General features: G+C 58.1%; 23 protein-coding genes and 1 riboswitch. Of the genes, 9 read left to right on the forward strand and 14 right to left on the reverse strand.

All coding sequences use genetic code 11. From position 1 onward, the window contains the following. Nucleotides 1–55 precede the first annotated feature (55 nt). Entirely contained in the window at nt 56–1,111 is a 1,056-nt protein-coding gene (locus G5182_RS10365) for an amino acid permease (protein WP_227341499.1), read from the reverse strand. A 690-nt stretch (nt 1,112–1,801) separates the two neighbouring features. Further along, nucleotides 1,802–2,692 carry a sensor domain-containing diguanylate cyclase gene (locus G5182_RS10370; protein ID WP_159158084.1) on the reverse strand — a complete coding sequence of 297 codons (891 nt, stop codon included), beginning with the start codon at nt 2,690–2,692 and terminating at the stop codon, nt 1,802–1,804. Nucleotides 2,693–3,041: 349 nt separating this feature from the next. Between G5182_RS10370 and G5182_RS10375 the strand changes: the two genes are divergently transcribed. Together G5182_RS10375 and G5182_RS10380 are read left to right on the forward strand one after the other, a co-directional pair. Beyond that, a complete protein-coding gene (locus G5182_RS10375; RefSeq protein WP_058056329.1) occupies nt 3,042–3,359 on the forward strand; it encodes a DUF6968 family protein in 318 nt (105 codons plus the stop codon). A gap of 23 nt (nt 3,360–3,382) precedes the next feature. Next, a complete protein-coding gene (locus G5182_RS10380; RefSeq protein WP_227341500.1) occupies nt 3,383–4,018 on the forward strand; it encodes a Vat family streptogramin A O-acetyltransferase in 636 nt (211 codons plus the stop codon). 89 nt (nt 4,019–4,107) lie between these two features. On the opposite strand, the gene G5182_RS10385 is transcribed toward G5182_RS10380, so the two are convergent. Next, on the reverse strand, nt 4,108–4,689 hold the full coding sequence (locus G5182_RS10385; RefSeq protein ID WP_201968240.1) for a penicillin-binding protein activator LpoB: 582 nt from the start codon (nt 4,687–4,689) through the stop codon (nt 4,108–4,110). Between the two features lie 286 nt (nt 4,690–4,975). Between G5182_RS10385 and G5182_RS10390 the strand changes: the two genes are divergently transcribed. From G5182_RS10390 to G5182_RS10405, 4 genes are all read left to right on the forward strand, one after another. Next, nucleotides 4,976–5,389 carry a GNAT family N-acetyltransferase gene (locus G5182_RS10390; RefSeq protein ID WP_201968239.1) on the forward strand — a complete coding sequence of 138 codons (414 nt, stop codon included), beginning with the start codon at nt 4,976–4,978 and terminating at the stop codon, nt 5,387–5,389. A 4-nt stretch (nt 5,390–5,393) separates the two neighbouring features. Then, entirely contained in the window at nt 5,394–5,894 is a 501-nt protein-coding gene (locus tag G5182_RS10395) for a hypothetical protein (RefSeq protein WP_201968238.1), read from the forward strand. Nucleotides 5,895–6,212: 318 nt separating this feature from the next. Next, complete coding sequence (locus G5182_RS10400) at nt 6,213–7,478, forward strand: AAA family ATPase (RefSeq protein WP_081042904.1); 1,266 nt, start codon at nt 6,213–6,215, stop codon at nt 7,476–7,478. Between the two features lie 112 nt (nt 7,479–7,590). Then, nucleotides 7,591–8,436, forward strand: coding sequence for an AAA family ATPase (locus tag G5182_RS10405; RefSeq protein WP_265328655.1), 846 nt, complete (start codon nt 7,591–7,593; stop codon nt 8,434–8,436). 572 nt (nt 8,437–9,008) lie between these two features. Here G5182_RS10405 and thiH read toward each other — a convergent pair. From thiH to G5182_RS10450, 9 genes are all read right to left on the reverse strand, one after another. After that, nucleotides 9,009–10,268 carry a 2-iminoacetate synthase ThiH gene (thiH, locus tag G5182_RS10410; RefSeq protein ID WP_227341501.1) on the reverse strand — a complete coding sequence of 420 codons (1,260 nt, stop codon included), beginning with the start codon at nt 10,266–10,268 and terminating at the stop codon, nt 9,009–9,011. Further along, nucleotides 10,265–11,032, reverse strand: coding sequence for a thiazole synthase (locus tag G5182_RS10415; RefSeq protein WP_227341502.1), 768 nt, complete (start codon nt 11,030–11,032; stop codon nt 10,265–10,267). The genes thiH and G5182_RS10415 overlap by 4 nt, the downstream gene beginning before the upstream one ends. A gap of 1 nt (nt 11,033) precedes the next feature. Then, nucleotides 11,034–11,240, reverse strand: a complete 207-nt coding sequence (gene thiS, locus G5182_RS10420; RefSeq protein ID WP_139748026.1) for a sulfur carrier protein ThiS — start codon at nt 11,238–11,240, stop codon at nt 11,034–11,036. Further along, nucleotides 11,237–12,031, reverse strand: a complete 795-nt coding sequence (locus G5182_RS10425) for a HesA/MoeB/ThiF family protein (protein ID WP_227341503.1) — start codon at nt 12,029–12,031, stop codon at nt 11,237–11,239. The genes thiS and G5182_RS10425 overlap by 4 nt, the downstream gene beginning before the upstream one ends. Continuing rightward, on the reverse strand, nt 12,021–13,628 hold the full coding sequence (gene thiE / locus G5182_RS10430; RefSeq protein ID WP_227341504.1) for a thiamine phosphate synthase: 1,608 nt from the start codon (nt 13,626–13,628) through the stop codon (nt 12,021–12,023). Before thiE ends, G5182_RS10425 begins: the two co-directional genes overlap by 11 nt. After that, nucleotides 13,625–15,616, reverse strand: coding sequence for a phosphomethylpyrimidine synthase ThiC (thiC, locus tag G5182_RS10435; protein WP_274277179.1), 1,992 nt, complete (start codon nt 15,614–15,616; stop codon nt 13,625–13,627). Before thiC ends, thiE begins: the two co-directional genes overlap by 4 nt. Before the next feature lie 280 nt (nt 15,617–15,896). After that, nucleotides 15,897–16,009: riboswitch (TPP riboswitch) on the reverse strand. A gap of 271 nt (nt 16,010–16,280) precedes the next feature. Next, nucleotides 16,281–17,744, reverse strand: coding sequence for an aerolysin AerA (gene aerA / locus G5182_RS10440; protein ID WP_227343112.1), 1,464 nt, complete (start codon nt 17,742–17,744; stop codon nt 16,281–16,283). A 260-nt stretch (nt 17,745–18,004) separates the two neighbouring features. Further along, complete coding sequence (locus tag G5182_RS10445) at nt 18,005–18,490, reverse strand: hypothetical protein (protein WP_421254356.1); 486 nt, start codon at nt 18,488–18,490, stop codon at nt 18,005–18,007. A gap of 86 nt (nt 18,491–18,576) precedes the next feature. Further along, nucleotides 18,577–18,999 carry a hypothetical protein gene (locus tag G5182_RS10450; protein ID WP_005340092.1) on the reverse strand — a complete coding sequence of 141 codons (423 nt, stop codon included), beginning with the start codon at nt 18,997–18,999 and terminating at the stop codon, nt 18,577–18,579. An 88-nt stretch (nt 19,000–19,087) separates the two neighbouring features. Here G5182_RS10450 and G5182_RS10455 point away from each other — a divergent pair, with 88 nt between their 5' ends. Genes G5182_RS10455 through G5182_RS10465 form a run of 3 tightly spaced genes read left to right on the forward strand, consistent with a single transcriptional unit; the run spans nt 19,088 to nt 21,526 of the window. Continuing rightward, nucleotides 19,088–19,756: a response regulator transcription factor gene (locus G5182_RS10455; protein ID WP_111900303.1), complete on the forward strand. Its 669-nt coding sequence runs from the start codon at nt 19,088–19,090 to the stop codon at nt 19,754–19,756. Continuing rightward, entirely contained in the window at nt 19,753–20,976 is a 1,224-nt protein-coding gene (locus tag G5182_RS10460) for a sensor histidine kinase (protein ID WP_158113735.1), read from the forward strand. Before G5182_RS10455 ends, G5182_RS10460 begins: the two co-directional genes overlap by 4 nt. After that, nucleotides 20,969–21,526, forward strand: coding sequence for a hypothetical protein (locus G5182_RS10465; RefSeq protein ID WP_139740289.1), 558 nt, complete (start codon nt 20,969–20,971; stop codon nt 21,524–21,526). Before G5182_RS10460 ends, G5182_RS10465 begins: the two co-directional genes overlap by 8 nt. Before the next feature lie 71 nt (nt 21,527–21,597). Here the strand turns inward: G5182_RS10465 and rimK are convergent, their stop codons facing one another. Both rimK and metH read right to left on the reverse strand, forming a co-directional pair. Further along, nucleotides 21,598–22,494, reverse strand: coding sequence for a 30S ribosomal protein S6--L-glutamate ligase (gene rimK, locus G5182_RS10470; protein WP_005340088.1), 897 nt, complete (start codon nt 22,492–22,494; stop codon nt 21,598–21,600). Between the two features lie 231 nt (nt 22,495–22,725). Further along, nucleotides 22,726–26,421, reverse strand: a complete 3,696-nt coding sequence (gene metH / locus G5182_RS10475) for a methionine synthase (protein ID WP_421254357.1) — start codon at nt 26,419–26,421, stop codon at nt 22,726–22,728. Between the last annotated feature and the right edge of the window lie 151 nt (nt 26,422–26,572).

Below are 26,572 nucleotides of genomic sequence, written 5' to 3' on the forward strand. Positions count from 1 at the left end.
AGAAAAAGGGCGACCAGATGGTCGCCCTTTTGGATTTGTGCGGGATACTGCCCGGTCAAAGCAGATCGTAGATAAGGGCCGAGATGGCAAGCAGCCCCATCACCAACACAAAAAGGGTACTCGGCCCGCGATAACGCTTGAGTGCGGGCAAGCGATAGATGGAGCAGGCTGGCAGCAGAAACAGGATCACCGCGATCAGCGGGCCACTGACGCGCTCGATGATGTCGAGCACATTGGGGTTCAGATAGGTGATGAGGGCGGTCACCATAAACAGGATCACCGACGACACCCGGGCGATGGTCGACTCCTTGAGGGAGAGCCCCAGCCCCTGACAGGCACCGCTCACCATGCTCACAGTCCCCTCGCTAACCCCCATGGAGGTGCCGAGGAAGGATTTGGACATTGCCAGAATGGCGATAAGCGGCCCTACATAGGCGATCAGCGGATTGGAAAACTTGTTCGCCAGCGCCGACAGCACCGAGATATTGTCGGTGCGGGCCAGCGCCATCTCGGCCTGACTCAGGCTCATCACGCAGCTCACCACGAAGAAGAGCACGCTGCCGCAAATCAACATGCTGCTGTACTTGATGATCCGCTTGGCACGCAGGTCGGCACTCTCCTGACAGCGCTTTTTCTGCGCCGCACTGAAGGAGGAGATAATGGGCGCATGGCTGAAAGAGAACACCATCACCGGCACGATCAGCCAGAGGGATTTCCAGAACGCCGGGTCACGCCACTCCACTGCCTGACTCTCTGTGAAATAGGAGAGGCTCCACTGGGGCAGCAGATAGATGGAGAGGCCAATCAGAAAGGCGACCATCGGCAGAGCCAGCACGCTGATGGCCGACACCACGATCTGTTTGCCGGCCAGCAGGATCAGATGCAGACCCAGCATCACCCCCAGCACCAGCAAGCCGCGGGGAAGCGCGGCATCCCCCAGCTGATGTACCACGAAGCTCTGGATCGCATTGGTGATGGAGATGCTGTAAACCAGAATGATGGGGTAGAAGGCCATCAGATAGACCAGCATCAGCAGCTTGCCCGCCCTGGCACCGAAGTGCTCCTCCACCACATGGGTGATATCCCCCTCCTTATGGGAACTGGAGAGCACAAAGCGGCTCAATGCCCGGTGGGAATAATAAGAAAGCGGAAAAGCCAGCAATAATATAAACAGCAAAATAACCGGGGAATTACTGCCGACAGTAATAGGGAGAAATAACGTACCGGCACCAACAGCAGTGGCATATAAGCCCATGGTCCATACCGAATCGCTTTTCTCCCATTTCAATTTTGAAACAGGGTGACTCTTTTCAGTAATAGAAACACTCATTGCAATATATACCTTATTAGTCTGTCATCATTATTTTTATTGGCCCGAATAACAGGCTGGCGATATGTCATGGCAGATCGCCCTGTTCGTGAAAGAACAACGCCGCCAGTAGCCAACAGGGCCACCGGAGGGAAACGGAGCTGCCACGCTACCATCGTTGAAATCGCCAACCTGGTCAAGGTTAATAATTCATGACCGTTTGAATCGGATTGTTTCAAAAGACAATGAAATGTGTCACATTCGTCATCCAGAACCAGATCCAAACCCTTTTGATAACATACCGATAAAACCTCATCCTGTTGCCCAACAACACAAATAAGACCAGCGATCAGGCCGATAATATTAACACCTTAAGCTGTAGAATATCAGTGAAATAATACGGCCAACTTTTCTACTAATTGACAGTGATGTCAGCCAATTTATTTATGGCAAAAGGAAAGGTGATGTCTGCCAATAACAGGACCAATCAGCTCAGCGTGCCGGGCAGTGTGCCACCCGGTTGCGCCCTGCCCGCTTGGCCTGATAGAGCCACTCGTCGGCCCGGGCCAGCGCCTGATTGATCTCCTCCTCCGGCTGCACCAGGGTTGTGCCCAGACTGACCGTGATGGCGACCGGATCGGCAGGCAATGCTTCGACAGCGGCACGGATCTGCTCCGCCATCTGCAGCAAACCGGCCTCATCGATCCGTGGCAACAGGATAAGAAACTCCTCGCCGCCGCTGCGCACAAAGAGATCGTCCGCCCGCAACAGGGCATCGATGCAGCCACTGAATCGCTGCAAGGCCCGATCTCCCTGCTGATGGCCGTAGTGATCGTTGATCTGCTTGAAGTGATCGATGTCGAGCATGATAAGGCCACAGGGCGCCTCCCCTGTCCGCAGCGGCTGGCAGTGCTCGAAGAAGAAGCGGCGGTTGTAGAGACCGGTCAGCTGATCGGTCTCGCTCTGGCGCTGCAGTCGCTGCTGCAACTCGTACTGGCGGGTAATATTGCGAGTCACCCAGGCCACCGCCCGCTTGCCGTCATAGAGGGAGGGCAGCGGGGCAATCTTGCCCTCGAAGCGTTGTACCCCCTGCGGCCCGACGGCGGCATTGATCCCCCCCACCTCGGCTGCTGATAGCTCATACTCCACCACCCGCACCTGACCGCTCGCCAGTGACTCGGCAACCTGTGCCTTGACCCACATGGCCATCTCGGGTGGCAGCACATCGGCCAGTTGCTTGCCCGCCAGCGGATTGCCATCGTGATAGGATTGCTGCTCCATGCCGCCGATATATTCCACGTAATAACCATCTTCACTGAGGATGAAGATGGGATCTGGCAGTTGGGCCATCACTTCATAAAGCTGGGTTACCGAAAGCGCCACGGAGACTCCTGTACGTTAGGGTCAAACAGGGGGGAGATATTCTGCCTTAAAAGGACTCACTCGCCCTCATCGGCAACGGAGAAAAATCTGCCGTCATAGCCAACAATCCTTTACATCTAGCAGCATGCAGACGTCTCGGCCAGCAAGGATTGCCTGCGCCCACCGCCGCTCTGACTTGCGACCGTTCGCAGTGGCGGATGGCCCCTCCCTCGCTCAATGATATCTCATTGTTTCAACTCACAAGTTCATTTACGCTGGCCGTCACGAGTCCAGTTTTCACCTCATCAGCCATCAGGAACGCCAGCCCCCCGCAACCGCAGGGGCTGTACCACGGAAAAGGAATCGCCAGATGAAAAACGCCATCGTTACCGCCCGCTTCGACGCTATCAGCACCGAAGGGGAACAGCTCACCCTCAAGATCGCCATCAAGGCCCCCGAGCCGGATCCCAAGTCCGCCAGCGGTGACTGGCGCTGCAAGGTGAAGCTGGCGGGGCTGAGCGACAAGACCTTCATCTATGGCATCGACAGCCTGCAGGCCCTGAGCCTCGCCATCAAGTTTGTCGAAACCGAGCTGCGCGCCTTCTCCGATGCGGGCTGGCAATTCTATCTGCCCGGCTGCCCCGATCACCCCATCGACATGAGCGCCTGCTACTTCCCGGCGCTCTAGCCCGGCCAACCCTAGGAGCCCGGATGCACGGACCCGACCCCGCCAATCCCCACCCCATGAATGGCTTCCCCCAGGTGTGTTTTATCAAGAACACCATCAAGGGGCCCAATATCGAGGTGGGTGACTACACCTATTACGACGACCCGGAGGATTCGGCGGGCTTCGAGCGCAACGTCCTCTACCACTTCCCCTTCGTCGGCGACAAGCTCATCATCGGCAAGTTCTGCGCCATCGCCCGCGGGGTGAAGTTCATCATGAACGGCGCCAACCACCAGACCTCCGGCTTCTCCACCTACCCCTTCTTTATCTTCGGCAACGGCTGGGAGCATGCCGCACCCGCCCCGGGCAGCCTCCCCTACAAGGGGGATACCGTGATCGGCAACGATGTCTGGATTGGCTATGACGCCCTGATCATGCCAGGGGTAAAGGTCGGCAACGGCGCCATTATCGCCGCCCGATCCGTGGTCACCGGTGACGTGCCCGCCTACGCCGTGGTCGGCGGCAATCCCGCCAAGGTGATCCGCTACCGCTTCGACGACGACACCATCGCCCGTCTCAACGGCATCACCTGGTGGGACTGGCCGGTGGAGCAGATCAGCCGCAACCTGGCGCTCATCAGCGGCGGCGAGATAGCCGCGCTGGAAGCGGCAATCCGCTAGAGACAAGCCCCATCAGGCATAGGGCCAGAAATGAGAAGAGGGTTGAGCGCACAGGCACTCAACCCTCTTTTTGATTGGTCGCAGACCGCTCAGTGGCTGGCGGAGCGACTACCGCTCCAGATCAGCTCGCCGCTGCGCAGCTCCATCAGGGTCATCGACAACCGATAACGGCTCCCCTGTGCCACCAGATCCCCGTAGAGCATGTAGCCGGCGCCGGTCTGGCGGCCAAGCCGCACCAGGGAGGCCGGGTTCATCCTGCCCTGCTGATACTCAAGCTGGCCGGTGATGGCCGCCACCTGCCCTTGGTCGACAAAGTGAAAACCGCTCTTGCTCTGGATGCGCTTGCTCATGGCCGCCGCCATGGCGCGGGTGTCCACCGGCTCGCCGGTGCCGTTCTGGGGCGGGGTGAGCAGCAGCACCGGCTGACCGGTTTGCGCCAGCTCCCGCACCTCGGGGGCCTGCACAAAGAGATCGGCCATGGCCTGCGCCAGTCCGGTCGGCGCCACCGGCTTGGGCTGAACGTCCCCGCTATCCGGTTTGGTCACCGGCTTGTCCGGCTGGCTCACTGGCTGATCGGGTTCACTGACAGGAGCCTGAGTACCACCGTAGGGATTGACCGCACAACCGCCCAGCAGCAGGGCCCCCACCATCAACAAGGAACGCAGCTTCATCTTTTCTCTCCGCCAGAAATCCGTAAACGGGCATCAACACATGCCCGCATGGCGGAGCCCCTGCCCCGCATCCTCCTTATGCTAGGGACAAACCCCGACAGGGTCGATACGCCCACCACCACAGGGCGACAGAGACTGGCGAACCTGGGCCCACAAAAAGCTGGCACGGCTCCACCCGATTCCGTTAGGGTAGTGTCGGTAAAACATCAACAGTAACGCAGCGGTAAGCCCGGCACACAACACGTCGCAACCCGACAGAGATCATCACACTCAAGCAGGAAGCACTATGCAACTAACCCCACCCCAACCGCCTCAGGACGATGAGATCGAAGCGCTGCGCATTGGCCTCTCGGGCTTCAACAAGGATCACGCCGGCACCCATCTGCGCGAGCGGATCGCCAGCTTTATCAAGGATAAAGAGGGCAAGGTACACGGCGGCATCATCGCCGACATCAAGTGGGGCTGGCTGCACGTCGACTGGCTCTGGATCGACGAAAGCATCCGCCGCGATGGCTGGGGCGGCCGCCTGCTCGGCGCCATGGAGCAGTACGCCCAAAGCAAGGGCATCAGCAACTACCATCTGGAAACCACCAGTTTTCAGGCTCTCCCCTTCTATCAGAAGCAGGGTTACGAAGTCTTTGGCCAGCTGCCCGATATGCCGCCGGGGCATATCAGTTACTTTCTGAAAAAGCAGTCATAAGCCGATGAGCAGCCGCAACAGCCCTGCAATAGACAAGCCGCCGGGTAGCTGGAGTCTCTCCTTCTATAGACGCCTTGCCTTGCTCTTTGCGCTGCTTGCAACCAGTTCCAGCACCCTTGCCCTGTCACTACACGATCTGGATCCGGCATTTGAGCGATGTGAAGCGATCAAGTCACAACACAGCGCCACACTGCCCGCAAAAAGCGACCCCTTCTGGTCACTGGAGAGGGAACAACAGACGACAGTGCTGATCTATCTGCATGAGAAAAGCATGGAGCGCTGCACCGCAGCAGAAGTGGATGCGCTGGCGATCAAGGCGTTCCATCAGGCGGTAGCGGGAGACCGCAGTTTTCTCGACACCTTGATCAAGGCGAGAGCCACCACCCTGACGCCATCCCAGCAAACCCAGTTGCAGCAAGTCGGCCAAGCAGAGCTGGAGAGGTTGGCTGGTATGAAGGAATTTGCTCTGCCCTTCTCGCTAACCGAATACCTCAAGCAGCTTTGAGTAAAGTGATAAACGCCAAGCCCCACATTCTGGCCTAACCAAAAACCATGGGGTTGGCTCTGGCGAAACAGCTTTATACATATCGTCACACTAAAGAAACAATCTTGCTCATCATATAAACGGAAGTTCTGGGCAATATCTGCTATTCATCACATCTATCCCTTCAATACGCCTGCCAAACCGTTAGAACTACTGAATCCGCTTAGATGCACACTCGTCACATTTCATAACATTTAAGCTTCATATAAAGCCCACTCAACTGTAAACTGATAAATATATTTATATGATCGATTCTCTTAACATTACTTGGATATAAAAATGATAAAAGAAATCACACTTCAAAATATTACATCGTATCACCCTACAATCCCCACTAGAATTAATTTTAGCAAACCGAGAACAATCTTATTTGGGCAAAATGGTAGTGGGAAAAGCACCATAGGTCGCCTAATCAGCGCCCATGCAAAAGGAGAGCAGCTTAGCCAACAATCCAATGTCCAAAGCGACGAAAAAACAAGATATTATGTCTATAACAGCGACTTCATAAGAGAGTCTTTTTATGAACCATCTTCACAACCCGGTGTATTTACTGTTGGTAAGGATGACTCTAACATTCAATTAGAAATAGACCAACTAGAGAAGCACAGAGAATTAAAGGCATCTCAAATAAGTAAACTTGAAATTGATATAGATGAATACGAAAAGCATAAAGAAAATATATTAAAAAGACATCAGGACTCTATATTTCAACACAAAAAGCATTACCAAAAAGATGCCCTTTCTTACTGTCTAAAAGGAAAATCTCTAAAGGCATCATTTTTTGATTCTGCAATGTCCGGGAAAAAAATTAGTGATGCCACGCTTGATGACTTAGTAAGAGAGAAAGAGAAGCTTGACGCATTCTCAGTCGAAGTACCAATGAAGCCAGAGCTCATCAACACTCATACACCAGAAAGTGATATTACTAAACTACTTGAATCTCCCCTTGTAAGTACATCAACTTCCTATTTTTCATCACTCATAGAAAAACTTCATAATCAACATTGGGTCAGAGATGGTCGCGAATATTTAAAACATTCTGATGTTTGTCCATTTTGTCAAAAAACCCCAACAAATGAATTTCAAGAGCAACTTGATCAAGTATTCAATAGCCACTATGACGACGCAATCTCCAAATTGAACACATACAAAGAGAAATATGAAAATTATGTGCAGTCAGTCAAAGAACAATTAAATAGTGACAAACTAGCTTACATTGAAAACAATGCTGAATTTCAAAAAATAAAAAACAAATTTATTGATTATATAGAAACAAACGAAAAGCTAATCGTAGAAAAAATAAAGCATCCAGAAAAAATTATAAATCTCATTGAGCAAGCCTCACTTTCCACAAAGATCAATACATTAATTGAAGCGGCAAGATTAGATATTGATGGATACAGCACACAATTAGCACAGAAAAAAACCATTGAAACCAATATAGAAAAACAGTTTTGGGGATTAATAAATGAAGATTTGAGCAAGGTTTTTTCTGATTACAAAGAAGAAATTAGATTGGCTGACATTGAAATAGAAAAAAAATAACAGTGTGCATCTTAAAGCAAAAACCGAATTAACTTCAATAGATTTAAAGATTAAAGATTAAAGATTAAAGATTAAAGATTAAAGATTAAAGATTAAAGATTAAAGATTAAAGATTAAAGAGCTTGCCAGCAACATTGTTGGAATTGACTCATCTTTAGATGCTATCAACAACCGATTGAAATCCCTGGGTTTAGATAGCTTTGAACTCATCAAGCATGGTGATGGGTCATATCGAATACACCGAGGTGGTGCAACAGGAGAAATATATCACACCCTTAGCGAGGGCGAGAAAACATTAATTTCACTTGTTTATTTCATTGAGATGATAAAAGGTGACACAGAGAAAGACAACTGTTCCACTCCTAAATCTGAGAAAGTTATTGTTATTGACGACCCCATATCCAGCCTATCCTCTAATTATGTATATGATGTAGCAACCATGATTCACAACGAAATATTTGAGGAAAAATATGGTCAATCAATAGTTCTAACTCACAATTTGTTTTTCTATCATGAACTGCTTAAACAAACTGAATCAAAGAATATTGAAAAACTATACAGCCTTTATCGAGTTAAAAAAGACATATATAGTGAAATTGTCATATTGGGTCGAGATGAAATAAAGAACGACTATGAGTTATACTGGACTGCCATTAAGGCTTTCAATGAAAGTAATATTTGGTCACCTCTGATCCCCAATGCGATGAGAAATATCCTAGAGCATTATTTTTCATTTGTTCATAAGAATGACAAGTTACATAGAGTTATATCTGAGCTAGAAAAAACAGACCATAAATTTAAAGTTTTATATAGATATTTGAATCGGTCCTCTCATTCTGATGCAATCAATATATCTGATATCAGCGTTGGTGATTATCAACGGTTTATGGATATTTTTAAGAAGATATTTGAAGAAACTGGAGATGCAGAACACTACCGGAAAATGATCAGTGCATAGGGGTTTCAAGAAGAAGCAATGAAGATATTGCCGCCTTGGTTTACCTCAATTACCGATTTGGCAGGGAGCGATAGTGTTGACACACATCCTCCCAGCGACCAAAACGGAAACGTTGGTAGCGCCGTACAGGAACACATTTGTGTTTCATGGCTGCCTCCTCGTCCGAAAACGACAGTGTTGGACACTGACATCCCTCACAGGGCCTCTGCGAGCATGCATGCGGCTACGCAAGGGAAGTGGAAGGCGGCAACATTCACAGAAGACTACACGACAGAAATTTTGTCAATAAATACATAAAGATGCATTTCAATTCCAATCTTTCTCCCGCATGTTTAACTTCGATGTTCTTAGCACTAACCAAGCGTAAATGGGCCATTGCTAATGGTCGCAATGGCCCATTCAATAAGCTGACCAGCAGCCACGATTTTTGCACTGGCGAAACGATATCAAGAAGCATCGTCGCACCAACGAAACAATCCTATTTGAGCAAACAAAGCAAAGCGGCAAGCAGTGGCGGGGATCTGCCCCTCCGATCTGCTTGCCGCAGTCTGTTATCGCAGCTGTAAACGTCGTTAACGACCCAAAAACGGCTCCCAATCTTTGAACACCGGCTGCAACCCGGCCTGCCGCACGGCGGCGGCCACTTCACCCACCGGGCGGTCGTCGTGGATGGCGAACTGCTCCAGCTCCTCCGCATCCCCTTCGGCATAGCCCCCCGGCTGGGTGCGCGACTCGGCCGACATCTGGGTGATGCCAAGGCGCACCGCACCGTTGCGAAAGGTGGCCGACTCGCGGGTGGAGAGCGACAAGTCCAGCGTGGGCGAGAAGAGGCGCCAGGCGCAGATAAGCTGGGCCAATTGTCGATCCGACATGACCACGGCAGGCTCCAGCCCACCGGTGCAGGGGCGCAGGCGCGGGAAGGAGAGCGAGTAGCGGCTCTGCCAGTGGTGGCGCTCAAGCCAGCTCAGATGCTCGGCGACAAAGTAGCTGTCGGTGCGCCAGTCCGAGGAGAGACCGATCAGCGCCCCCAACCCGATTTTGTCGATACCGGCGCGGCCCAGCCGATCCGGCGTGGCGAGGCGCCATGCGATGTCCCGCTTGTTGCCACGCAGATGGTGGCGGGCATAGGTGGGGGCGTGGTAGGTCTCCTGATAGACCATGACGGCGTCGAGACCGAGGCTTTTCAGCTCGGCATAGTCGGCCTGCGAGAGGGGCTGCACCTCCATCCCCACCGTGCTGAAGTGGCGGCGGATGATGGGCATCACCTCGCGAAAATAGGCGAGCCCCACCTTGTGCTCGTGCTCGCCGGTCACCAGCAGCACGCTGTCAAAACCGCGCGCCTTGATGGCCAGACACTCGCGCTCTATCTCCTCTGTATTCAAGGTCTTGCGCTTGAGGCGGTTGCTCATGGAGAAACCGCAGTAGGTGCAGTCGTTGGCACAGAGGTTCGACAGATAGAGGGGCACATAGAAGCCGATGGTGTTGCCAAAACGCTGGCGAGTCAGCCGCTCGGCCTCGGCTGCCATCTGCGGCAGATAGGCTTCGGCGGCAGGGGAGATCAGCGCCATAAAATCGGCCAGGGTGCGGCGGGGTGCGCTCAGGGCGCGGGCCACATCGGCGGCAGTTTTGGCGCGGATCTGCATGCCGATATCGTCCCACTCCAGCTCCTGCCATCGGTCGAGAAAAGAAGGCTCCTTAGCCCTTACACCCAGTGCCCTCACCCCCAGCCCCTCTCCCAGAGGGAGAGGGGGGCTAAACACATCGGCCTCGTGAGAAACCGAGAAAGAGGGCGTGGCGATTGGCTCTTGCCCCGAGCCAGCATCATGACTCATAACGCCCCCAGAAAATCGGTGAGCGGGCTGGAGGCTTGAGCCTGCAGGGCGCGCGCGCCAAGGCCTGCCTCATAGGCGCTGCGCCCGGCGGTGCAGGCCAGCGCAAAGGCGCGGCCCATGGCGACCGGGTCGCCGCTCACCGCGATGGCGGTGTTGACCAGCACGGCATCGGCACCCAGTTCAAAGGCGGCGGCGGCGTGGCTCGGCGCACCTATGCCCGCATCCACCACCACGGGCACATTGGCCTGCTCGGCGATGATGGAGAGAAACTCCCGGGTCACCAGCCCTTGGTTCGAGCCGATGGGCGCGCCGAGCGGCATCACGGCGGCGCAGCCCACCTCTTCCAGCCGTTTGCACAACACAGGGTCGGCGCCACAGTAGGGCAGCACCACAAAGCCCTCCTTCACCAGCTGCTCGGCGGCTTTCAGTGTCTCGATGGGATCGGGCAGCAGATAGCGCGGGTCGGGGTGGATCTCCAGCTTCAACCAGTTCGTCCCCAGCGCCTCGCGGGCGAGGTGGGCAGCAAATACCGCCTCGGCGGCGGTCTTGGCGCCTGAGGTGTTGGGCAGCAGCTTGACCCCGAGTTGCAGCAAGGGGCTCAGGATATCGTCGTGGGCCTTGCCCGGTTCCAGCCGCTTGATAGCCATGGTGACCAGTTGGGAGCCGCTCGCCTCGATGGCGGCGGCCATCAGGTCAGGGCGGGCAAACTTGCCGGTGCCGGTAAAGAGGCGCGATGAGAAGGTGTGATCGGCAATCTTGAGCATGTCAGCCTCCCGCAATGGCGGTAAAGAGGTGAAGTTCATCCCCGTCATTGAGACGGGTCTCGGCCCAGCGGCCACGGGGCAGCACGGCGCCGTTAAAGGCCACCGCCACCCCTTGGGGGTTGACCCCTTGTGCCGCCAGCAGGTCGGCCACGCTCTGCCCTGCCGCCAGCGGCTGGGCTTTATCGTTGAGTCGAATGGTGAGGGTCATGGGGTGATCTCCTTATCGTGTGTCGGGCATCGGCGCTGTCCGCAAACCGGGCAATCGGGGTCGGGAGCCAGAGTGAGGGTCTGCCACTGATGGGTCAAAGCATCGAAGCGGCGCAATGTGCCAGCGACCGGGCTCGGTATCCCGAGCAGCAGTTTCAATGCCTCCAGCGCCTGCAAAGAGCCCATCACCCCCACCAGCGGGCCGGTGACGCCGCTGGTCTCGCAGCTCTGGCTCACCTTGGTATCCAGCGGATAGAGGCAGGCGTAGCAGGCGTGATCGCTGCTGGTGCGCGCCATCAGCTGCCCCTGCCAACCCACTGCGGCGGCGGAGATCCAGGGCTTGCCCTGCGCCACGCAGGCGGCGTTGATGGCCTGGCGGGTGGCGAGGTTGTCGCAGCAGTCGATCACCAGATCTACCTCGGCCACAAACTCCGGCAGACTGGCGGCATCGAGTCGCTGGTTGATGGCAATCAGCTCCACCAGCGGGTTGTGGGCCGCCAAGCGCTCGCGGGCCAGCTCCGCCTTGGAGTGGTTGACCGCATCAACATCGAACAGGATCTGGCGCGGCAAGTTGCTGGAATCGACGGTATCCCCATCAGCCAGCCACAAGGTGCCGACCCCGGCCCCGGCCAGATAGAGGGCCAGCGGCGAGCCGAGCCCGCCAAGGCCGACTATCAGCACGGACTTATCTTTCAGCCGTGCCTGCCCTTCTTCACCCACTTCCGCCAGCATCAGCTGGCGGCCGTATCGCAAATACTCTTTGTCACTAAGAGAAGCGGCATCAGAGCGCATGTTCTGCCTCCCGTATAACGGTGGCCGAGCGCGGCTCATCCCCCGCCCCCACGACGGCAAGCAGCCGTTCGGTCGCCCCCTGCCAGTCGTCGCTGCCCGTGATGGCCGAGACCAGCGCGATACTGCCGACCCCGCTTGCCTTGACCGCCGCCACCCGCTCCTCGCTGATGCCGCCGATGGCCACCGTCGGCCACTCCGCCATCAGGGCGCGGTAGCGGTGCAGCCGCACCAGCCCCTGCGGGCGCGAAGGCATCGCCTTGGTGTTGGTCGGGAAAATATGGCCCAGCGCCATATAGGAGGGGGCCAGCTCGCGGGCCCGCATCAGCTCGAAGTAGCCGTGGGTGGAGATGCCAAGGCGCAGCCCGGCGGCCTGAATGGCGGCGAGATCGGCCGTCTCCATATCCTCCTGCCCCAGATGCACGCCCCAGGCGCCCGCCTCGATGGCCTGCTGCCAGTAGTCGTTGATAAAGAGCCGCGCCCCATGGCGGCGACCAAGCTCAACCGCATCGCGAATGGCCGGTGCTACCTGAGCGGCGGGCAGATTCTTGATCCGCAGCTGGATGGTCTTGACCCCAGCCCCCAGCAGGCGGCGCAGCCACTTGACCGAATCCACCACCGGATAGAGGCCGAGGTTGTGTTCGGTGGCGGCAAAAGGGTCATCCGGCAGGCGGGCGCTGCTTGTCTCATAAAGTCCGAAGCGGCGATCGAGGGTTGAACCCGCCAATACGGCGCGGGGGAAGTGGGCCAGATCGGCGGGCCAGCCGAGATGGGCGATGGGCCCCGGGCCTGCGCCCACCCCCTGCGCCGCCGCCAGCCCCTGTTGCAGGTAGGCCCGAGCGAGGGTGATGGCGTCCTCCAGCGGATAATCCTGCGCCACCACGGCGGCGATGGCGCTGGCGTAGCAGCAGCCGGTGCCATGGCCGTGGCGGGTATCGAGGCGCGGCGCCGCCAGCCAGAATTCGCGGGTCTCGTCCTGGTAGTAGTCCAGACACAGCTCCCCGCTCCACTCCAGATGGCCACCCTTGACCAGCACGGCGCGGGCGCCGAGTTCACGCAGACGGCGGGCGGCGAGGCGCACCAGCTCGGGGCTGCTGACCGGCAAGCCGGTCAGGGCTTCCAGCTCGGGGCCGTTGGGGGTGATGAGCGACAGACGTGGCAGCAGCTGTTCGCGCACCGCCTCCAGCATATTGGGCTCCGCCATCGGGGTGCCGGTGCTGGCGATGGCCACCGGGTCGTAGACCACGAAGGGAGCCTCGATGGCAGCCAGTCGGCGGGCCAGCACCTCAACGTGAAGCCGGGTCGGCAGCAGGCCGATCTTGATGGCGGCAGGCGGCAGATCGACGCCAAGGGCGTCGATCTGGGCGGTGAAGGTCTGCATCAGCACAGGGTCGACCATCTTCACCGCCACCGAGTTCTGGGCGGTAATGGCGGAGATGACCGAGCAGCCGTGCACGCCGAGGTCGTGCAATGTGTGCAAGTCGGCCTGAATGCCGGCGCCGCCGCCGGAGTCTGAACCGGCGATGGTCCAGACCACAGGTAGCGAGTCCGTCACAGGCAGCAGATCGGCGGGGCTGACAGCCCCGCTTGCACTGCTCACGCCTCCTCCCCTGCAGCCTGTTTCAGCGCCGCCGCCTGATGGTAGATCTCGCCGCCGGTCTCCTTGAAGGTTTCGGCCATGCGGGCCATGCCGCTCTCCACCTGAGCCACCACCTGCTCCTGCTGGCCATCCATACCGACCAGCTTGATCTCAACGGCCTCCAGCTTTGCTGCGTAGTCACGCACGTCCTGAGTGATCTTCATGGAGCAGAACTTGGGCCCGCACATGGAGCAGAAGTGAGCCACCTTGCCGGACTCCTGCGGCAGGGTCTCGTCGTGGTAGGCGCGAGCGGTGTCGGGGTCGAGGGCCAGATTGAACTGATCCTCCCAGCGAAACTCGAAGCGCGCCTTGGACATGGCGTTGTCGCGGATCTGGGCCCCCGGATGACCCTTGGCCAGATCGGCGGCGTGGGCGGCAATCTTGTAGGTGATCAGCCCCTGCTTCACATCCTCCTTGTTGGGCAGCCCCAGATGCTCCTTGGGGGTTACGTAGCAGAGCATGGCGCAGCCGTACCAGCCGATAAGCGCGGCGCCGATGCCGGAGGTGAAGTGATCGTAACCCGGCGCGATATCGGTAGTGAGCGGGCCCAGGGTGTAGAAAGGCGCCTCGTGGCAGTGCTCCAGCTGCTCGGTCATGTTGCGCTCGATCATGTGCATCGGCACATGACCCGGCCCCTCGATCATCACCTGTACGTCGTACTCCCACGCAATTTTGGTCAGCTCGCCCAGGGTGCGCAGCTCGGCGAACTGGGCCTCGTCGTTGGCGTCATAGACTGAGCCCGGACGCAGACCGTCGCCCAGCGACAGGGCCACGTCATAAGCGGCGCAGATCTCGCAAATTTCTCGGAAGTGCTGGTAGAGGAAGTTCTCCTTGTGGTGGGAGAGGCACCACTTGGCCATGATGCTGCCGCCGCGCGACACGATGCCGGTGAGGCGTTTGGCGGTCATCGGCACAAAGCGCAGCAGGACGCCGGCATGGATGGTGAAATAGTCCACCCCCTGCTCGGCCTGCTCCAGCAGGGTGTCGCGGAACAGCTCCCAGGTGAGGTCTTCGGCGATGCCGTTGGTCTTCTCCAGCGCCTGATAGATGGGCACGGTACCGATGGGCACCGGGCTGTTGCGCAGGATCCACTCGCGGGTCTCGTGGATATAGCGGCCGGTGGAGAGATCCATGACGGTGTCGGCGCCCCAGCGGGTCGACCACACCAGCTTCTCCACCTCCTCTTCGATGCTGGAGGTGACCGCCGAGTTACCGATATTGGCGTTGATCTTCACCAGAAAATTGCGGCCGATGATCATCGGCTCCGCTTCCGGGTGGTTGATGTTGCTGGGGATGATGGCGCGGCCGGCCGCCACCTCATCGCGCACAAATTCGGGGGTGATGTTCTGGGGCAAACGGGCACCGAAATCGCGGCCCGGATGTTGGGTGCGCAGGAGCTCGGAGCGCACCCGCTCGCGCCCCATGTTCTCGCGAATGGCGATGAATTCCATCTCGGGAGTGACGATACCGGCGCGGGCGTAGTGGAGCTGGGTGACCCGGCGACCCGGCTTGGCTCGGCGCGGCTTTGGCAAGTGCTCGAAGCGCAGATGATCCAGCCCCTCGTCGGCCAGACGCTCCTGAGTGAAGGTGGAACTGAGCCCCGGCAGTTCGTCGGTATCATCCCGCTCCAGCACCCAGTTCTCCCGCAGGCGCGGCAGACCGCGGCGCACATCGATGGCGACCCCCTCCTCCCCGTAACGGCCCGAGGTGTCATAGACCGGCACCGGTTCGTTGGGCTCGAACCGGGGGTCTTCTTTGGTGCCGCCGACGAAGGTGTCGGCCAGCTGGATCTCCCGCAGCGGGACACGGATATCGGCGCGGGAGCCTTCGATAAAGATGCGGCGGGAGTTGGGGTGAGCCATCCCCTTGAGGCTGTCGATAAAGGCCTGAGCGCTGGAGCGCTGCTCGCGGCGGCTGGATTTGGTGGTATCAGATACAGAAGTAGACATAGCAAAACTCACATTAACTGGTTGAAGTTATGGGTGTTTGCTTGTCTGGAGTTCGAGGAGAAGATGAACTTGCGGCGGGGTGTTTATCTCGGGAGGGAGTCCGTGCGGAATAGATCTCCGCGCTGCTGTTCTGCCACTTCCCGCTCTCTGCACGCTGTGGGCAAGGCGCCCCACGTGCTGGACAACCGGACGGGACAGACTCCCTCCTGTGCGCCCTGACCCATCAAGGGTGAGCCCTTTGATGAGCGGAAGAGGCTTGTTCCTCCTCCGGCGCGGTAACCCGCAAGTTACCCTTGTTCCCTTCGCAGGTTTTAACCTGATCAGGTTCCACGGATCCCGAATTAACGGTCTCAGCTTCGCGTCGTTCGACGGTCAGCACTCCGACAAGATGGCGCCAGTATAAGGGGGAAAATCTAAAGCACAAGCCGTTAACAATCTGGCCAACACGCCTCTTGCAACAAATGAGTGAACGATGCCTCGCTCACGGGGCCACCCCAAGTACAGGTCAAACCTGCGTTGGCATCACCTTGGTAAGCCACAAGTTCCCGTTGTGATCATTCAGGGACAAGAGGACAAAAAGAGGGAAAGTCGAGGGACACGGAGCAAGTGCATCGTCTTGCGCGGAACAGAAACAGGCCCCTATGAAAGGGGCCTGCGAGTGAGGTTATTGAACCGGCACTATGGTCAGGGATACGTTGCCAAACCCTTCGTTGGCAAGGGCCTCCTGATCCAGATCCACACCAGTCAGAGCCACACCTTCAGCAGAGGCGTTACGCAACTGAGCAGAGGCCGCGGAACGGGTCTGGGGCTGACCGATTTCGATATCGCCGGCAAACTGGCTCTCGGCATAGAAGTCACCGGTCACCGCCGAACGGATCGGGCGCAGCACACGACCCAGGTTATTCTGCATGGTCGACAAACCATATTCGCTGATGGTCCAGTTCCAGTCCCACCACTTCACTTCACCCGGGATATAACGCTTGTCCCACTGGTAGCGGATGCTGCTCGCCTTGTCGCGGAACGGGCCGACGGCAAAGGTGTGCTCCCAGGTGGGGCGATTCTCAGGATGGGTATACCAGGCATTGCCGCCCCAACGCAGGAAGCCCTTCATGGTCAGGTCATAATTGACCTCGGCCTTGAACTCGTAGGGGTAGGAGATGTTGGACTTGTAGAGAGCAACCCGCACCGGCAGGCTGGAGTGAGGCGGTACCGTGGGGCGCGCTTCAACCGAGACAGTCTCGGTGGTCGAGCCCCCGTGTTGGGAAGCCCAGCTCTGGCTCGCTGCGATCTCGATGGCCAGTTCGGTTTCACCCACCAGCGGCCACTGAAACTTGTTCTTGGTGGTCACCTTCTCGCTCAGGCTGTAGGTGTCGGTCTTCGACCAGTTGGTGGCCTTGTCGTACTTCAGGGTCACCACCACCTGCTGGGGCAGGTCGGTGTAGTTGGTCGCATTGGCCGTGATGGTCTTGACCAGCTGCTTGCCGCTCTCGGTGACCTGACCATGGCTGAAGGAGTCGGGTTCCAGAGTATATGAGAAGTTGCTTACCTTGATGGAGCTCTTCTCCCCGCAACGATATCCGGAGCAGCCGCCATCATTATTTCCCTTTATCAGCCAGCCATCGCCAACCCGGGTAACATCCATATCTTCCCCGACATAAGGGCTATGATTTCCACCTACCCAAGCGTATCCCAAATAATGGGCGAGATAACTGACTGGCTTGATAAAATAATCATTGTCGTGGACAAGATGCCATTGAACATCGACCTCATCACCCGCCGGAATATTCCAGTCAGAGAGTGTTGGTATTTCTCCGGAAACCGGTGAGTTGGGATAACACCAGGTTTCTCCGGCAGTGCCCTGTTTGATTTCGCCATTATATCCCGGCCCCATAATCACCCAGCGATCAGCCAGCCCGGTGATCTGCCACTGCCCCATGCGGCTGACCAGATTACTCTTGATACTCATGGCTTCATCACGGGTCAGAGGACGGTAACCACTGGCACAGACGCCCGTGCCAAGACCCGCCCACTTGACCTGATCAGGGTAGACAGGTTCAGCCGCCTGCACCTGAGCGAGCATCAATGAAGACGCCAAAAACGCCAGATTGGCGGTAATTATTCTATTCATCATTTATCCCTCTTTCAGACATACGATAATTGTTATTGTGTAGAAATATCCTTTTTCATTTGACAGGTATGGACTCCGACAAAACCTGACACAAATAAAATAAACCACCAAAAAATATCCATGACAAACAAAATAATGGTGATACAGGAAAATAATTAGAGCGATGACTTTATTGAGGAATAAATCATAAATATTGTGACAGTCATTATTTAATGGCTGCCACAATATGGTGAAACCATATTAAATAAGAAGATACTGAATTACTCTTCCGGATTGATCACTTCAATTCCCTGCAATATTCCATCCGCCGAACGGATCAATACCAGCTCGCTCCCGGCGTGCAGATCGGCGACCGAGCCGTTGACCCAGCGCACCTGCGGATTGAGTGGCACTGTGCCCAGGGTGGCCAGCGTGAGCTGCCGATCATCGAAGGATTGCAGGCGATCTTGCGCCCGCTGCCAGGGCTGATTGGCCCGCGGGGCTCTGGCGCCCAGCAGCTCAATCCGGGTGGCAACGCCATCGGCCACCAGCAGGGCGAGCTGGTCGCCGGGTTTGAGTGGCTGCGGCCAAATCTCCCCCTGCCGCCAGATGGCGGCACTGCCCTGCTCCACCTCGGCCCCCTGAAATTGCAGCCGAATGCCATCGTTGTGTTCCAGCTCCACCAGCCACAACTCGTCGGCTCCTGCCTGCGCCGCCCAGAGCGGCATTCCCAGCATCCATGCACACCACTTTCTCGATTGTTCCATCTTCGTTCGTCCCTGAACAAAAAGCCCATGCTGGACAAGCATGGGCTTCATTCGGGAGCATTTCTAATCGGAACGCAGAGATCGGATCAGTCATCCTCGCGGCAACGGCTCAGGCGCATGCCGTCAAACTTGCACTCCAGCTCGAGCCAGCGCCCTTCGAACGGCGCCAGACTGTTATCCGAGGTGGTGTAGCCCCAGATCCGCCCCCCTTCCACCGGCCCCTCCAGATCCATCTCGTCCTTGTCATCTTCGTCGAGGGCTTCAACCTTGCGCACATAGCGCACGCCGTTCTCCACCACCCCTTTCATCTCGACCCAGGTGCCGCCGAGATCATCCTCGTTGAGCCAATCCTTGAAGCGGGTCTGGTCGTCGATCACGAACGGCATGCCGTTGACCATCAACTGGCCAAGCTGCCAGGTGGTGCGGCCGGTCAGTTTGAATTCGGTCGCCTGTGCGGTGCCAAGTGGCAACAAGATCAGCAACAGAAGGGCGCAGAGAGACTTCTTCATCAGGGATCCTCGGGGTTACACTGGCAAACAGGATGCCGAATCCGGTGTGAAAAGAGCGTGAAACGCTCGCCAACCAGGAGAGCAAAGCATGAAGATTTTGGTAGTGGAAGACAATCCTCAGGTGGCGGAAACCATCATGGATTATCTGGAGCTGGCCGGTCACCGCCTCGATTGTGCCTATCACGGTCAGGCGGCGCTGCAACTGCTGGAGGATCAGCGTTTCGACGTCATCATCATGGATGTGATGATGCCGCGCCTCGATGGCCTCAGCACGGTAGCGCGCCTGCGCGAGCAGGGGATTGCCACTCCCGTGCTGTTTCTCACCGCCCGCGACAGCCTGGAAGACAAGCTGGCAGGCTTCAAGGCGGGAGGGGATGACTATCTGGTCAAACCGTTCGCCATGGAGGAGCTGGAGGTGCGACTGCAAGCCCTCAGCCTGCGTGGCCCGCGCGGCGATGTGGGGGCCATCAGCTTTGGCGATCTGACGGTCGATGTCGCCAGCGGCCGCGCCACCCGCGCCGGTGAGCCCCTCAAGCTCGGCAAGATCCCGTTCCAAATCCTCGCCCTGCTGGCCCGCCGCGCCCCCGCCATCGTCAGCCGTCAGGAGGTGCTCGACACCGTCTGGGGGGATGAGGAGCCCGACTCCGATGCCCTGCGCAGCCATATCTACGCCCTGCGCAACGCGCTCGACAAGCCCTTCCCCACTCCCATGCTGGAGACCCTGCACGGTCAGGGCTATCGACTGGTGAGCGCATGAGCCTGCCGAGCCTGCGTCGCCGCCTGATCATGGCGCTCGGCGGCGCCGGGGTGGTGCTGCTGATCCTGCTCTCCGGCTTGATGCTGGTGGCCGAAGACAAGATGGAGGAGCTGAGCCTGCGCCACTGGCTGGAAGCCGAAGTGACCCGCTACAGCGATGACTGGCTGCGACTCGGCCCGGCCGCCGCAGCCCCGAGCCCCAGACAGTTCTCCAGCTACTGGACCGAGGCAGGCCGCCTGCCGAAATGGCTGAAGCCCTACCAGACCCCCGGCTTTTTCGAGCATCAGCTGGGCAAGGAGGACAAACACTTTCTGGTGGCCCGTCACCCCTCCGGCGAGGGACTGCTCTATCTGGTGTTCAATGACGACGCCGACGACTACCTCGACCCCTACGAAGACAAGCTGCATCTGGCGACCCGGCTGATCGGGGTGACCCTGCTGCTGGGCTGCCTCGGCTTCGGCATCTGGCTGGTACGCCATATCACAGGGCCGTTGCAACGGCTGCAACAGAGGGTCGCCCACCTCACCCCGGATCAGGCGGATTTCGAGCCCGACGCCCCCTGGCAGGAGCTGCGGGATATCGAGCTGGCGCTGCTGGCCGGCAAGCAGGAGGTGAGCGCAGTGTTCGCTCGCGAGCAGGAGTTCAGCCGCTTCGCCAGCCACGAGCTGCGCACCCCCAACATGGTGATCCAGGGCTCGGCGGCCCTGCTCGGCAAGGTGACGGATCTGCCCGCACCGGCCGCCCGCGCCACCACCCGCATCCGCGCCGCCGCCGACGAGATGGCACTGCTCACCGAGACCTTCCTGCTGCTGGGCCGCAAGGAGGCAGTGGAGCGACCGCTGCAGCAGGTGACCCCGCTGATCCGTCAGGAGCTGGCCCGCCTCGCTCCGCTGTTGCAGCGGGAGGCCCTCGATATCCGGCTTAACCTGGACGAGAGCAGCGAAGTAAACGCCCCCCTCTCCCTGCTCGCCATTGCCCTCGGCAACCTGCTGAAAAATGCCCTGAGCTATGCCGAGGGACATATCGACATCGAGCTGTGTGGCCCGGTGCTCACCATCAGCAACCCGACGGCGGCGGCGCCGGATCAGATCCTCGGCTACGGCTGCGGCCTCACCATCATCCAGCGCATCTGCGAGAAGCTGGGCTGGCAGATCGACACCCGGCTGGAGAATGGCGTATTCAGCGCCCAATTAGAGATGAGGTCCAATTCACATGAGTGAAAAAGAAATCTTTATCCGGCAAATACGTCATCGTTCCAATGAACATATAAGGGCAATGGAGGTTCTTAGTACTGCGAATATCCCAAGCCAAATGATTGCTGTACTTCGGCAAGAATTAGACTCAATGGTGCGAGTCATTTACTTACTAAGCCAAGAGCCATCCAGACAAACTCAACTGATAGAGGATTCAGTAAATGGCCGAAAATGGCAGCAATCTAATCGTAGAGGCAACGTAACAGACCGAGAAATGGTTGAGCTAGCTCAGCAGCTCCAAGGCTGGACTCAATCAGTTTATAAATTTGGGTGCGCATTCATTCACTTATCCAACTTACATGATTACAACAACCGTGACCCATTGAAGCTGCTTACAACAGAAGAGCAAGACGCCATCCTTGAGCACTGTAGACACTATCATGGCGGCCCAGAACAGTCTGAATTCACAGCTCTAATTCCATATCTACCAAGGGTTCTGCAGAAAGTCACAAGTAATCTTGAGTGCTATCTTGCGCAATTGGGGGAAAGCAGCCCACATAAACCTGACCAGATATAAAAGGATTCATACCAATAAAACAAGGCGCCCGAGGGCACCCTGTTTCTATCTGACGGATGCAAGCCTGAGGCTCACTCCGCCGGTTTGTTCTTGCGGCTCGCCTTGAGTTCGAGGAACTCGATGATCTTGCCAGCCACATCCTTGCCGGAGGCGGCTTCCACCCCTTGCAATCCGGGGGAGGAGTTGACCTCCAGCACCAGCGGGCCACGGGCGCTGCGCAGGATATCTACCCCCGCCACATCCAGCCCCATGATCTTGGCGGCCTGCACCGCGGTGGCGCGCTCTTCCGGGGTGATCTTGATCGCTTCGGCAGTACCGCCACGGTGCAGGTTGGAGCGAAACTCACCCGGCTGTGCCTGGCGGCGCATGGCGGCAACCACCTTGCCGTTGACCACCAGACAGCGGATATCGGCGCCATTGGCCTCGCGGATATACTCCTGCACCAGAATGTTGTTGTTGGTCTGGATAAAGGCCTCGATCACGCTCTCGGCGGCTTTCTGGGTCTCGCAGAGCACCACGCCAATCCCCTGGGTTCCCTCCAGCAGTTTCACCACCAGCGGCGCCCCGCCCACCATGGTGATGAGGTCGGGCACGTCGTGGGTGCTGTGGGCATAGCCGGTGATGGGCAGGCCGATGCCGTGGCGGGAGAGCAGTTGCATCGCCCGCAGCTTGTCGCGGGAACGGCTGATGGCCACCGAGCTGTTGAGGGCCATGGTGTTCATCATCTCGAACTGGCGCAGCACGGCGGTGCCGTAGGCGGTAATGCTGGCCCCGATCCGCGGGATCACAGCGTCATAACTTCCCAGCTCCCCACCCTCGTAGTGAATGGAGGGGTTGTGGGAAGCGATATTCATATAGCAGCGCAGGGTGTCGAGCACCTCTACCTGATGACCGCGCGCCTGTGCCACCTCGACCAGACGGCGGGTGGAGTAGTTTTTCGGCTCACGGGATAAAATGGCGATCTTCATGACAATTCCGCTAGAAGGCTGTGCCTGGGCAGGATGGGGCGGGAGAGTATAAGGTGCCACAGCGCCAAGACAACGCCAATTGTTTATCCTGACAACAAGACAAACCACACCAAACCGCACGCTACCACATCACTGTGACCAACAGGTTAAACGGCGGCTCTGCGCAGGTTGTTCAACCCGTGCAAGGATGCCGCCGTTTCTCGTTAAAGATCAACCGGTGTCACGCGGGAGTCAGCTCAGGTTTGGCCCCAGCCAGCGCTCGGCCTCTGCCAGCATCATCCCCTTGCGAACGGCGTAATCTTCCACCTGATCTTGCTGGATCTGCGCCACCGCGAAGTATTTGCTCTCGGGGTGGGAGAAGTACCAGCCCGACACCGCAGCCCCCGGCCACATGGCGTAGGATTCGGTCAGCTGCATGCCGATAGCCTGCTCGACATCCAGCAACTCCCACAGGGTGCCCTTCTCGGTGTGCTCCGGGCAGGCCGGATAACCCGGCGCCGGACGGATGCCCCGATAGTTCTCGCGAATAAGCTCCTCGTTGCTGAGCGCTTCCTCAGGGGCATAGCCCCAGTGCACTTTCCGCACCTGCTCGTGCAGGTACTCGGCAAACGCCTCGGCCAAACGGTCGCACACCGCCTGAATGAGGATGGCGTTGTAGTCGTCGTGATCCGCCTTGTAGGCCCTGGCGATAGCCTCCTCACCGATGCCGCCGGTCACCGCGAAGGCGCCGATCCAGTCGGCTTTGCCGCTCTCTTTCGGCGCCACATAGTCCGCCAGACAGTAGTTGGGGAAGCCCTGCTTCTCGCTCTGCTGGCGCAGGTGGTGCAGCACTTTTTTCACTTCGCTGCGCGATTCGTCGCTGTAGACCTCGATGCTGTCCCCCACCGCATTGGCCGGGAACAGGCCTATGATGCCGGCGCAGCGCACGCTCTGATCCTGTTCCAGCTGATCCAGCATGGCGTTGGCATCGGCAAACAGCCTGGTCGCCTCCTCACCGATAATCTCGTCTTCGAGGATGCGCGGGAATTTGCCCGCCAGCTCCCAGCTGAGGAAGAACGGCGTCCAGTCGATGTAGGGGCGCAGCACCGAGATGGGCACGTTCTCAAACTTCTGCACACCAAGCTCGCGGGGCTTCGGCGGCTCATAGCCAGCCCAGTCCAGCTGATGGCGGTTGGCACGCGCCTCCGCCAGCGTGATGGGGCGCGAGCGCGGCTGCTTGCGGGCGTGCTGCTCGCGGGCGATCTCGTACTCCTTGTCGATGCGGGCGACGAAGTCGGGTTTGAGATCCGGGCTGAGCAGGCTCTGGGCTACCCCCACCGCGCGAGACGCGTTGGAGACATAGACCACCGGCTCCGAGTAGTTCTGCTCGATCTTCACTGCGGTGTGCGCCTTGGAGGTGGTGGCACCGCCGATCAAGAGCGGCAGCTTGAAGCCCTGGCGCTCCATCTCCTTGGCCACGTGCACCATCTCGTCCAGCGACGGGGTGATGAGACCGGAGAGACCGATCATGTCGGCCCCCACTTCCCGCGCCGTCTTGAGAATCGTCTCGCAGGGGACCATGACCCCGAGATCGATGATCTCGAAGTTGTTGCACTGCAGCACCACCCCGACGATGTTTTTGCCGATGTCGTGCACATCCCCTTTCACGGTCGCCAGCACGATTTTGCCGTTGCTGGAGCCACCCGATTTTTCCGCCTCGATATAGGGTTGCAGATAGGCGACCGCCCGCTTCATCACCCGGGCCGATTTCACCACCTGCGGCAGGAACATCTTGCCGGCGCCGAACAGATCGCCGACCACGTTCATACCATCCATCAGCGGCCCTTCGATGACGTGCAGCGGCTTCTCGGCACCAGCGCGTGCCTCTTCGGTATCCTCTTCGATAAAGTCGGTGATCCCCTTGACCAGTGCGTGCTCCAGCCGCTTGCCCACCGGCCAGCTGCGCCACTCCTGATCCCGCGGATCCTCAGCCTGGGCACCGGCACCGCGATACTTCTCGGCGATGGCCAGCAGCTCTTCGGTGGCATTGTCATTGAGGTTGAGCACCACCGCCTCGACCTTCTCTTTCAGCTCCGCCGGAATGTCTTCATAGATGGCGAGCTGACCGGCGTTGACGATCCCCATGTCCATGCCGTTCTTGATGGCGTGGTAGAGGAAGACGGCGTGAATGGCTTCGCGCACCGGCTCGTTGCCGCGAAACGAAAACGAGACATTGGAGACGCCGCCGGAGATCATGGCGTGAGGCAGGTGCGTCTTGATGTCCTTCACCGCCTCGATGAAGTCCACCGCGTAGTTGTTGTGCTCGTCGATGCCGGTCGCTACCGCGAAGATATTGGGGTCGAAGATGATGTCTTCCGGCGGGAAACCGACCTGATCCACCAGGATCCGGTAGGCACGCTGGCAGATCTCGAACTTGCGGGCGCGGGTATCGGCCTGCCCCGCTTCATCGAACGCCATCACGATGACGGCGGCGCCGTAGCGGCGCAGCAGTTTCGCCTGCTGAATGAACTTCTCCTCCCCCTCTTTCATGGAGATGGAGTTGACCACCGGCTTGCCCTGCACGCACTTGAGGCCCGCTTCCAGCACCTCCCACTTGGAGGAGTCGATCATCACAGGCACCCTGGCGATGTCCGGCTCACCGGCGATGAGGTTGAGGAAGCGCACCATGGCCGCTTCGGCGTCCAGCATCCCCTCGTCCATGTTGATGTCGATGATCTGGGCGCCGTTATCCACCTGCTGCTTGGCGACGTCGAGCGCCTCGTCGTAGAGCCCCTCCTTGATCAGCCGCTTGAACTTGGCCGAACCGGTGACGTTGGTGCGCTCCCCCACGTTCACGAACATGGATTCGGGGGTGATGATCAGCGGCTCCAAACCCGACAGGCGGCAGGCCACCGGCAACTCGGGCAAAGCGCGCGGCTTGATGCCCGCCACGGCGTCCGCCATGGCGCGAATATGGGCCGGGGTGGTACCGCAGCAGCCGCCAACCATATTGAGAAAACCGCTTTGGGCCCACTCGCGGATATGCTCCGCCATCTCGGCGGCATCGAGATCGTACTCGCCAAAGGCGTTGGGCAGACCGGCGTTGGGGTGAGCACTGACATGGGTCTCGCTGATGCGCGACAGCTCCTCCACATACTGCCGCAGCTCGTCCGGCCCGAGCGCACAGTTGAGCCCGAACGAGATAGGTTTGACGTGGCGCAGCGAGTGGTAGAAGGCTTCGGTCGTCTGGCCGGAGAGGGTACGGCCGGAGGCGTCGGTGATGGTGCCGGAGATCATCACCGGCAGGCTGTAGCCCAGCTCCTCGAATACCAGATCCACCGCGAAGGCGGCCGCCTTGGCGTTGAGGGTATCGAAGATGGTCTCGATCAGAATGATGTCGGCGCCACCCTCGATCAGGGCATGAGTCGATTCGGTATAGGCGGCCACCAGCTGGTCGTAAGTGACGTTGCGCTTGCCGGGATCGTTCACATCCGGCGAGATGGAGGCGGTGCGGTTGGTCGGCCCCAAAACCCCTGCCACGAAGCGAGGCTTGTAGGGCTCTTTCGTCGTCCACTCGTCCGCTACCGCGCGGGCCAGGCGGGCCGCCTCACGGTTGATCTCGGCCGAGAGATCTTCCATCTCGTAATCGGCCATGGCGATGCGGGTGGCGTTGAAGGTGTTGGTTTCGAGGATGTCGGCGCCGGCGGCGCAATACTGCTCGTGGATCTCGCGAATGACGGCGGGGCGGGTCAGCACCAGCAGATCGTTGTTGCCCTTGATGTCGGTATGCCAGTCAGCAAACCGCTCACCACGATAATCCGCCTCCCCCAGCTTGTAGCCCTGGATCATGGTGCCCATGGCCCCGTCGATGATCAGGATCCGCTCCTTGAGACAGGCTTCCAGCTTGTTTGTCACATCCGACTTTCTGTTCGACTTTTCATTCGCCACCGCGTGTTCCTCTTACATCCATGCAACTGCGTAAACAGCATCCTAACAGCAAACAAATAAAATGGAAATCTAGCCGTCTATCAGTCCAAATGCGCCACCATATACTCATTTATGGGTAATGAGTAACATAGGGCCCGAGAGTAACCTATGC

Origin of the sequence: Aeromonas sp. 600948 (genome assembly GCF_049174875.1) — a bacterium.
Classification (GTDB): Bacteria; Pseudomonadota; Gammaproteobacteria; order Enterobacterales; family Aeromonadaceae; genus Aeromonas; species Aeromonas veronii_A.

Coding starts and splice junctions, on each gene's coding strand:
- G5182_RS10375 (WP_058056329.1), top strand. CDS start 3,042: ATGAAAAACGCCATCGTTACCGCCCGCTTCGACGCTATCAGCACCGAA.
- G5182_RS10380 (WP_227341500.1), top strand. CDS start 3,383: ATGCACGGACCCGACCCCGCCAATCCCCACCCCATGAATGGCTTCCCC.
- G5182_RS10385 (WP_201968240.1), bottom strand. CDS start 4,689: ATGAAGCTGCGTTCCTTGTTGATGGTGGGGGCCCTGCTGCTGGGCGGT.
- G5182_RS10390 (WP_201968239.1), top strand. CDS start 4,976: ATGCAACTAACCCCACCCCAACCGCCTCAGGACGATGAGATCGAAGCG.
- G5182_RS10395 (WP_201968238.1), top strand. CDS start 5,394: ATGAGCAGCCGCAACAGCCCTGCAATAGACAAGCCGCCGGGTAGCTGG.
- G5182_RS10400 (WP_081042904.1), top strand. CDS start 6,213: ATGATAAAAGAAATCACACTTCAAAATATTACATCGTATCACCCTACA.
- thiH (WP_227341501.1), bottom strand. CDS start 10,268: ATGAGTCATGATGCTGGCTCGGGGCAAGAGCCAATCGCCACGCCCTCT.
- G5182_RS10415 (WP_227341502.1), bottom strand. CDS start 11,032: ATGCTCAAGATTGCCGATCACACCTTCTCATCGCGCCTCTTTACCGGC.
- thiS (WP_139748026.1), bottom strand. CDS start 11,240: ATGACCCTCACCATTCGACTCAACGATAAAGCCCAGCCGCTGGCGGCA.
- G5182_RS10425 (WP_227341503.1), bottom strand. CDS start 12,031: ATGCGCTCTGATGCCGCTTCTCTTAGTGACAAAGAGTATTTGCGATAC.
- thiC (WP_274277179.1), bottom strand. CDS start 15,616: ATGTCTACTTCTGTATCTGATACCACCAAATCCAGCCGCCGCGAGCAG.
- aerA (WP_227343112.1), bottom strand. CDS start 17,744: ATGAATAGAATAATTACCGCCAATCTGGCGTTTTTGGCGTCTTCATTG.
- G5182_RS10445 (WP_421254356.1), bottom strand. CDS start 18,490: ATGGAACAATCGAGAAAGTGGTGTGCATGGATGCTGGGAATGCCGCTC.
- G5182_RS10450 (WP_005340092.1), bottom strand. CDS start 18,999: ATGAAGAAGTCTCTCTGCGCCCTTCTGTTGCTGATCTTGTTGCCACTT.
- G5182_RS10455 (WP_111900303.1), top strand. CDS start 19,088: ATGAAGATTTTGGTAGTGGAAGACAATCCTCAGGTGGCGGAAACCATC.
- G5182_RS10460 (WP_158113735.1), top strand. CDS start 19,753: ATGAGCCTGCCGAGCCTGCGTCGCCGCCTGATCATGGCGCTCGGCGGC.
- G5182_RS10465 (WP_139740289.1), top strand. CDS start 20,969: ATGAGTGAAAAAGAAATCTTTATCCGGCAAATACGTCATCGTTCCAAT.
- rimK (WP_005340088.1), bottom strand. CDS start 22,494: ATGAAGATCGCCATTTTATCCCGTGAGCCGAAAAACTACTCCACCCGC.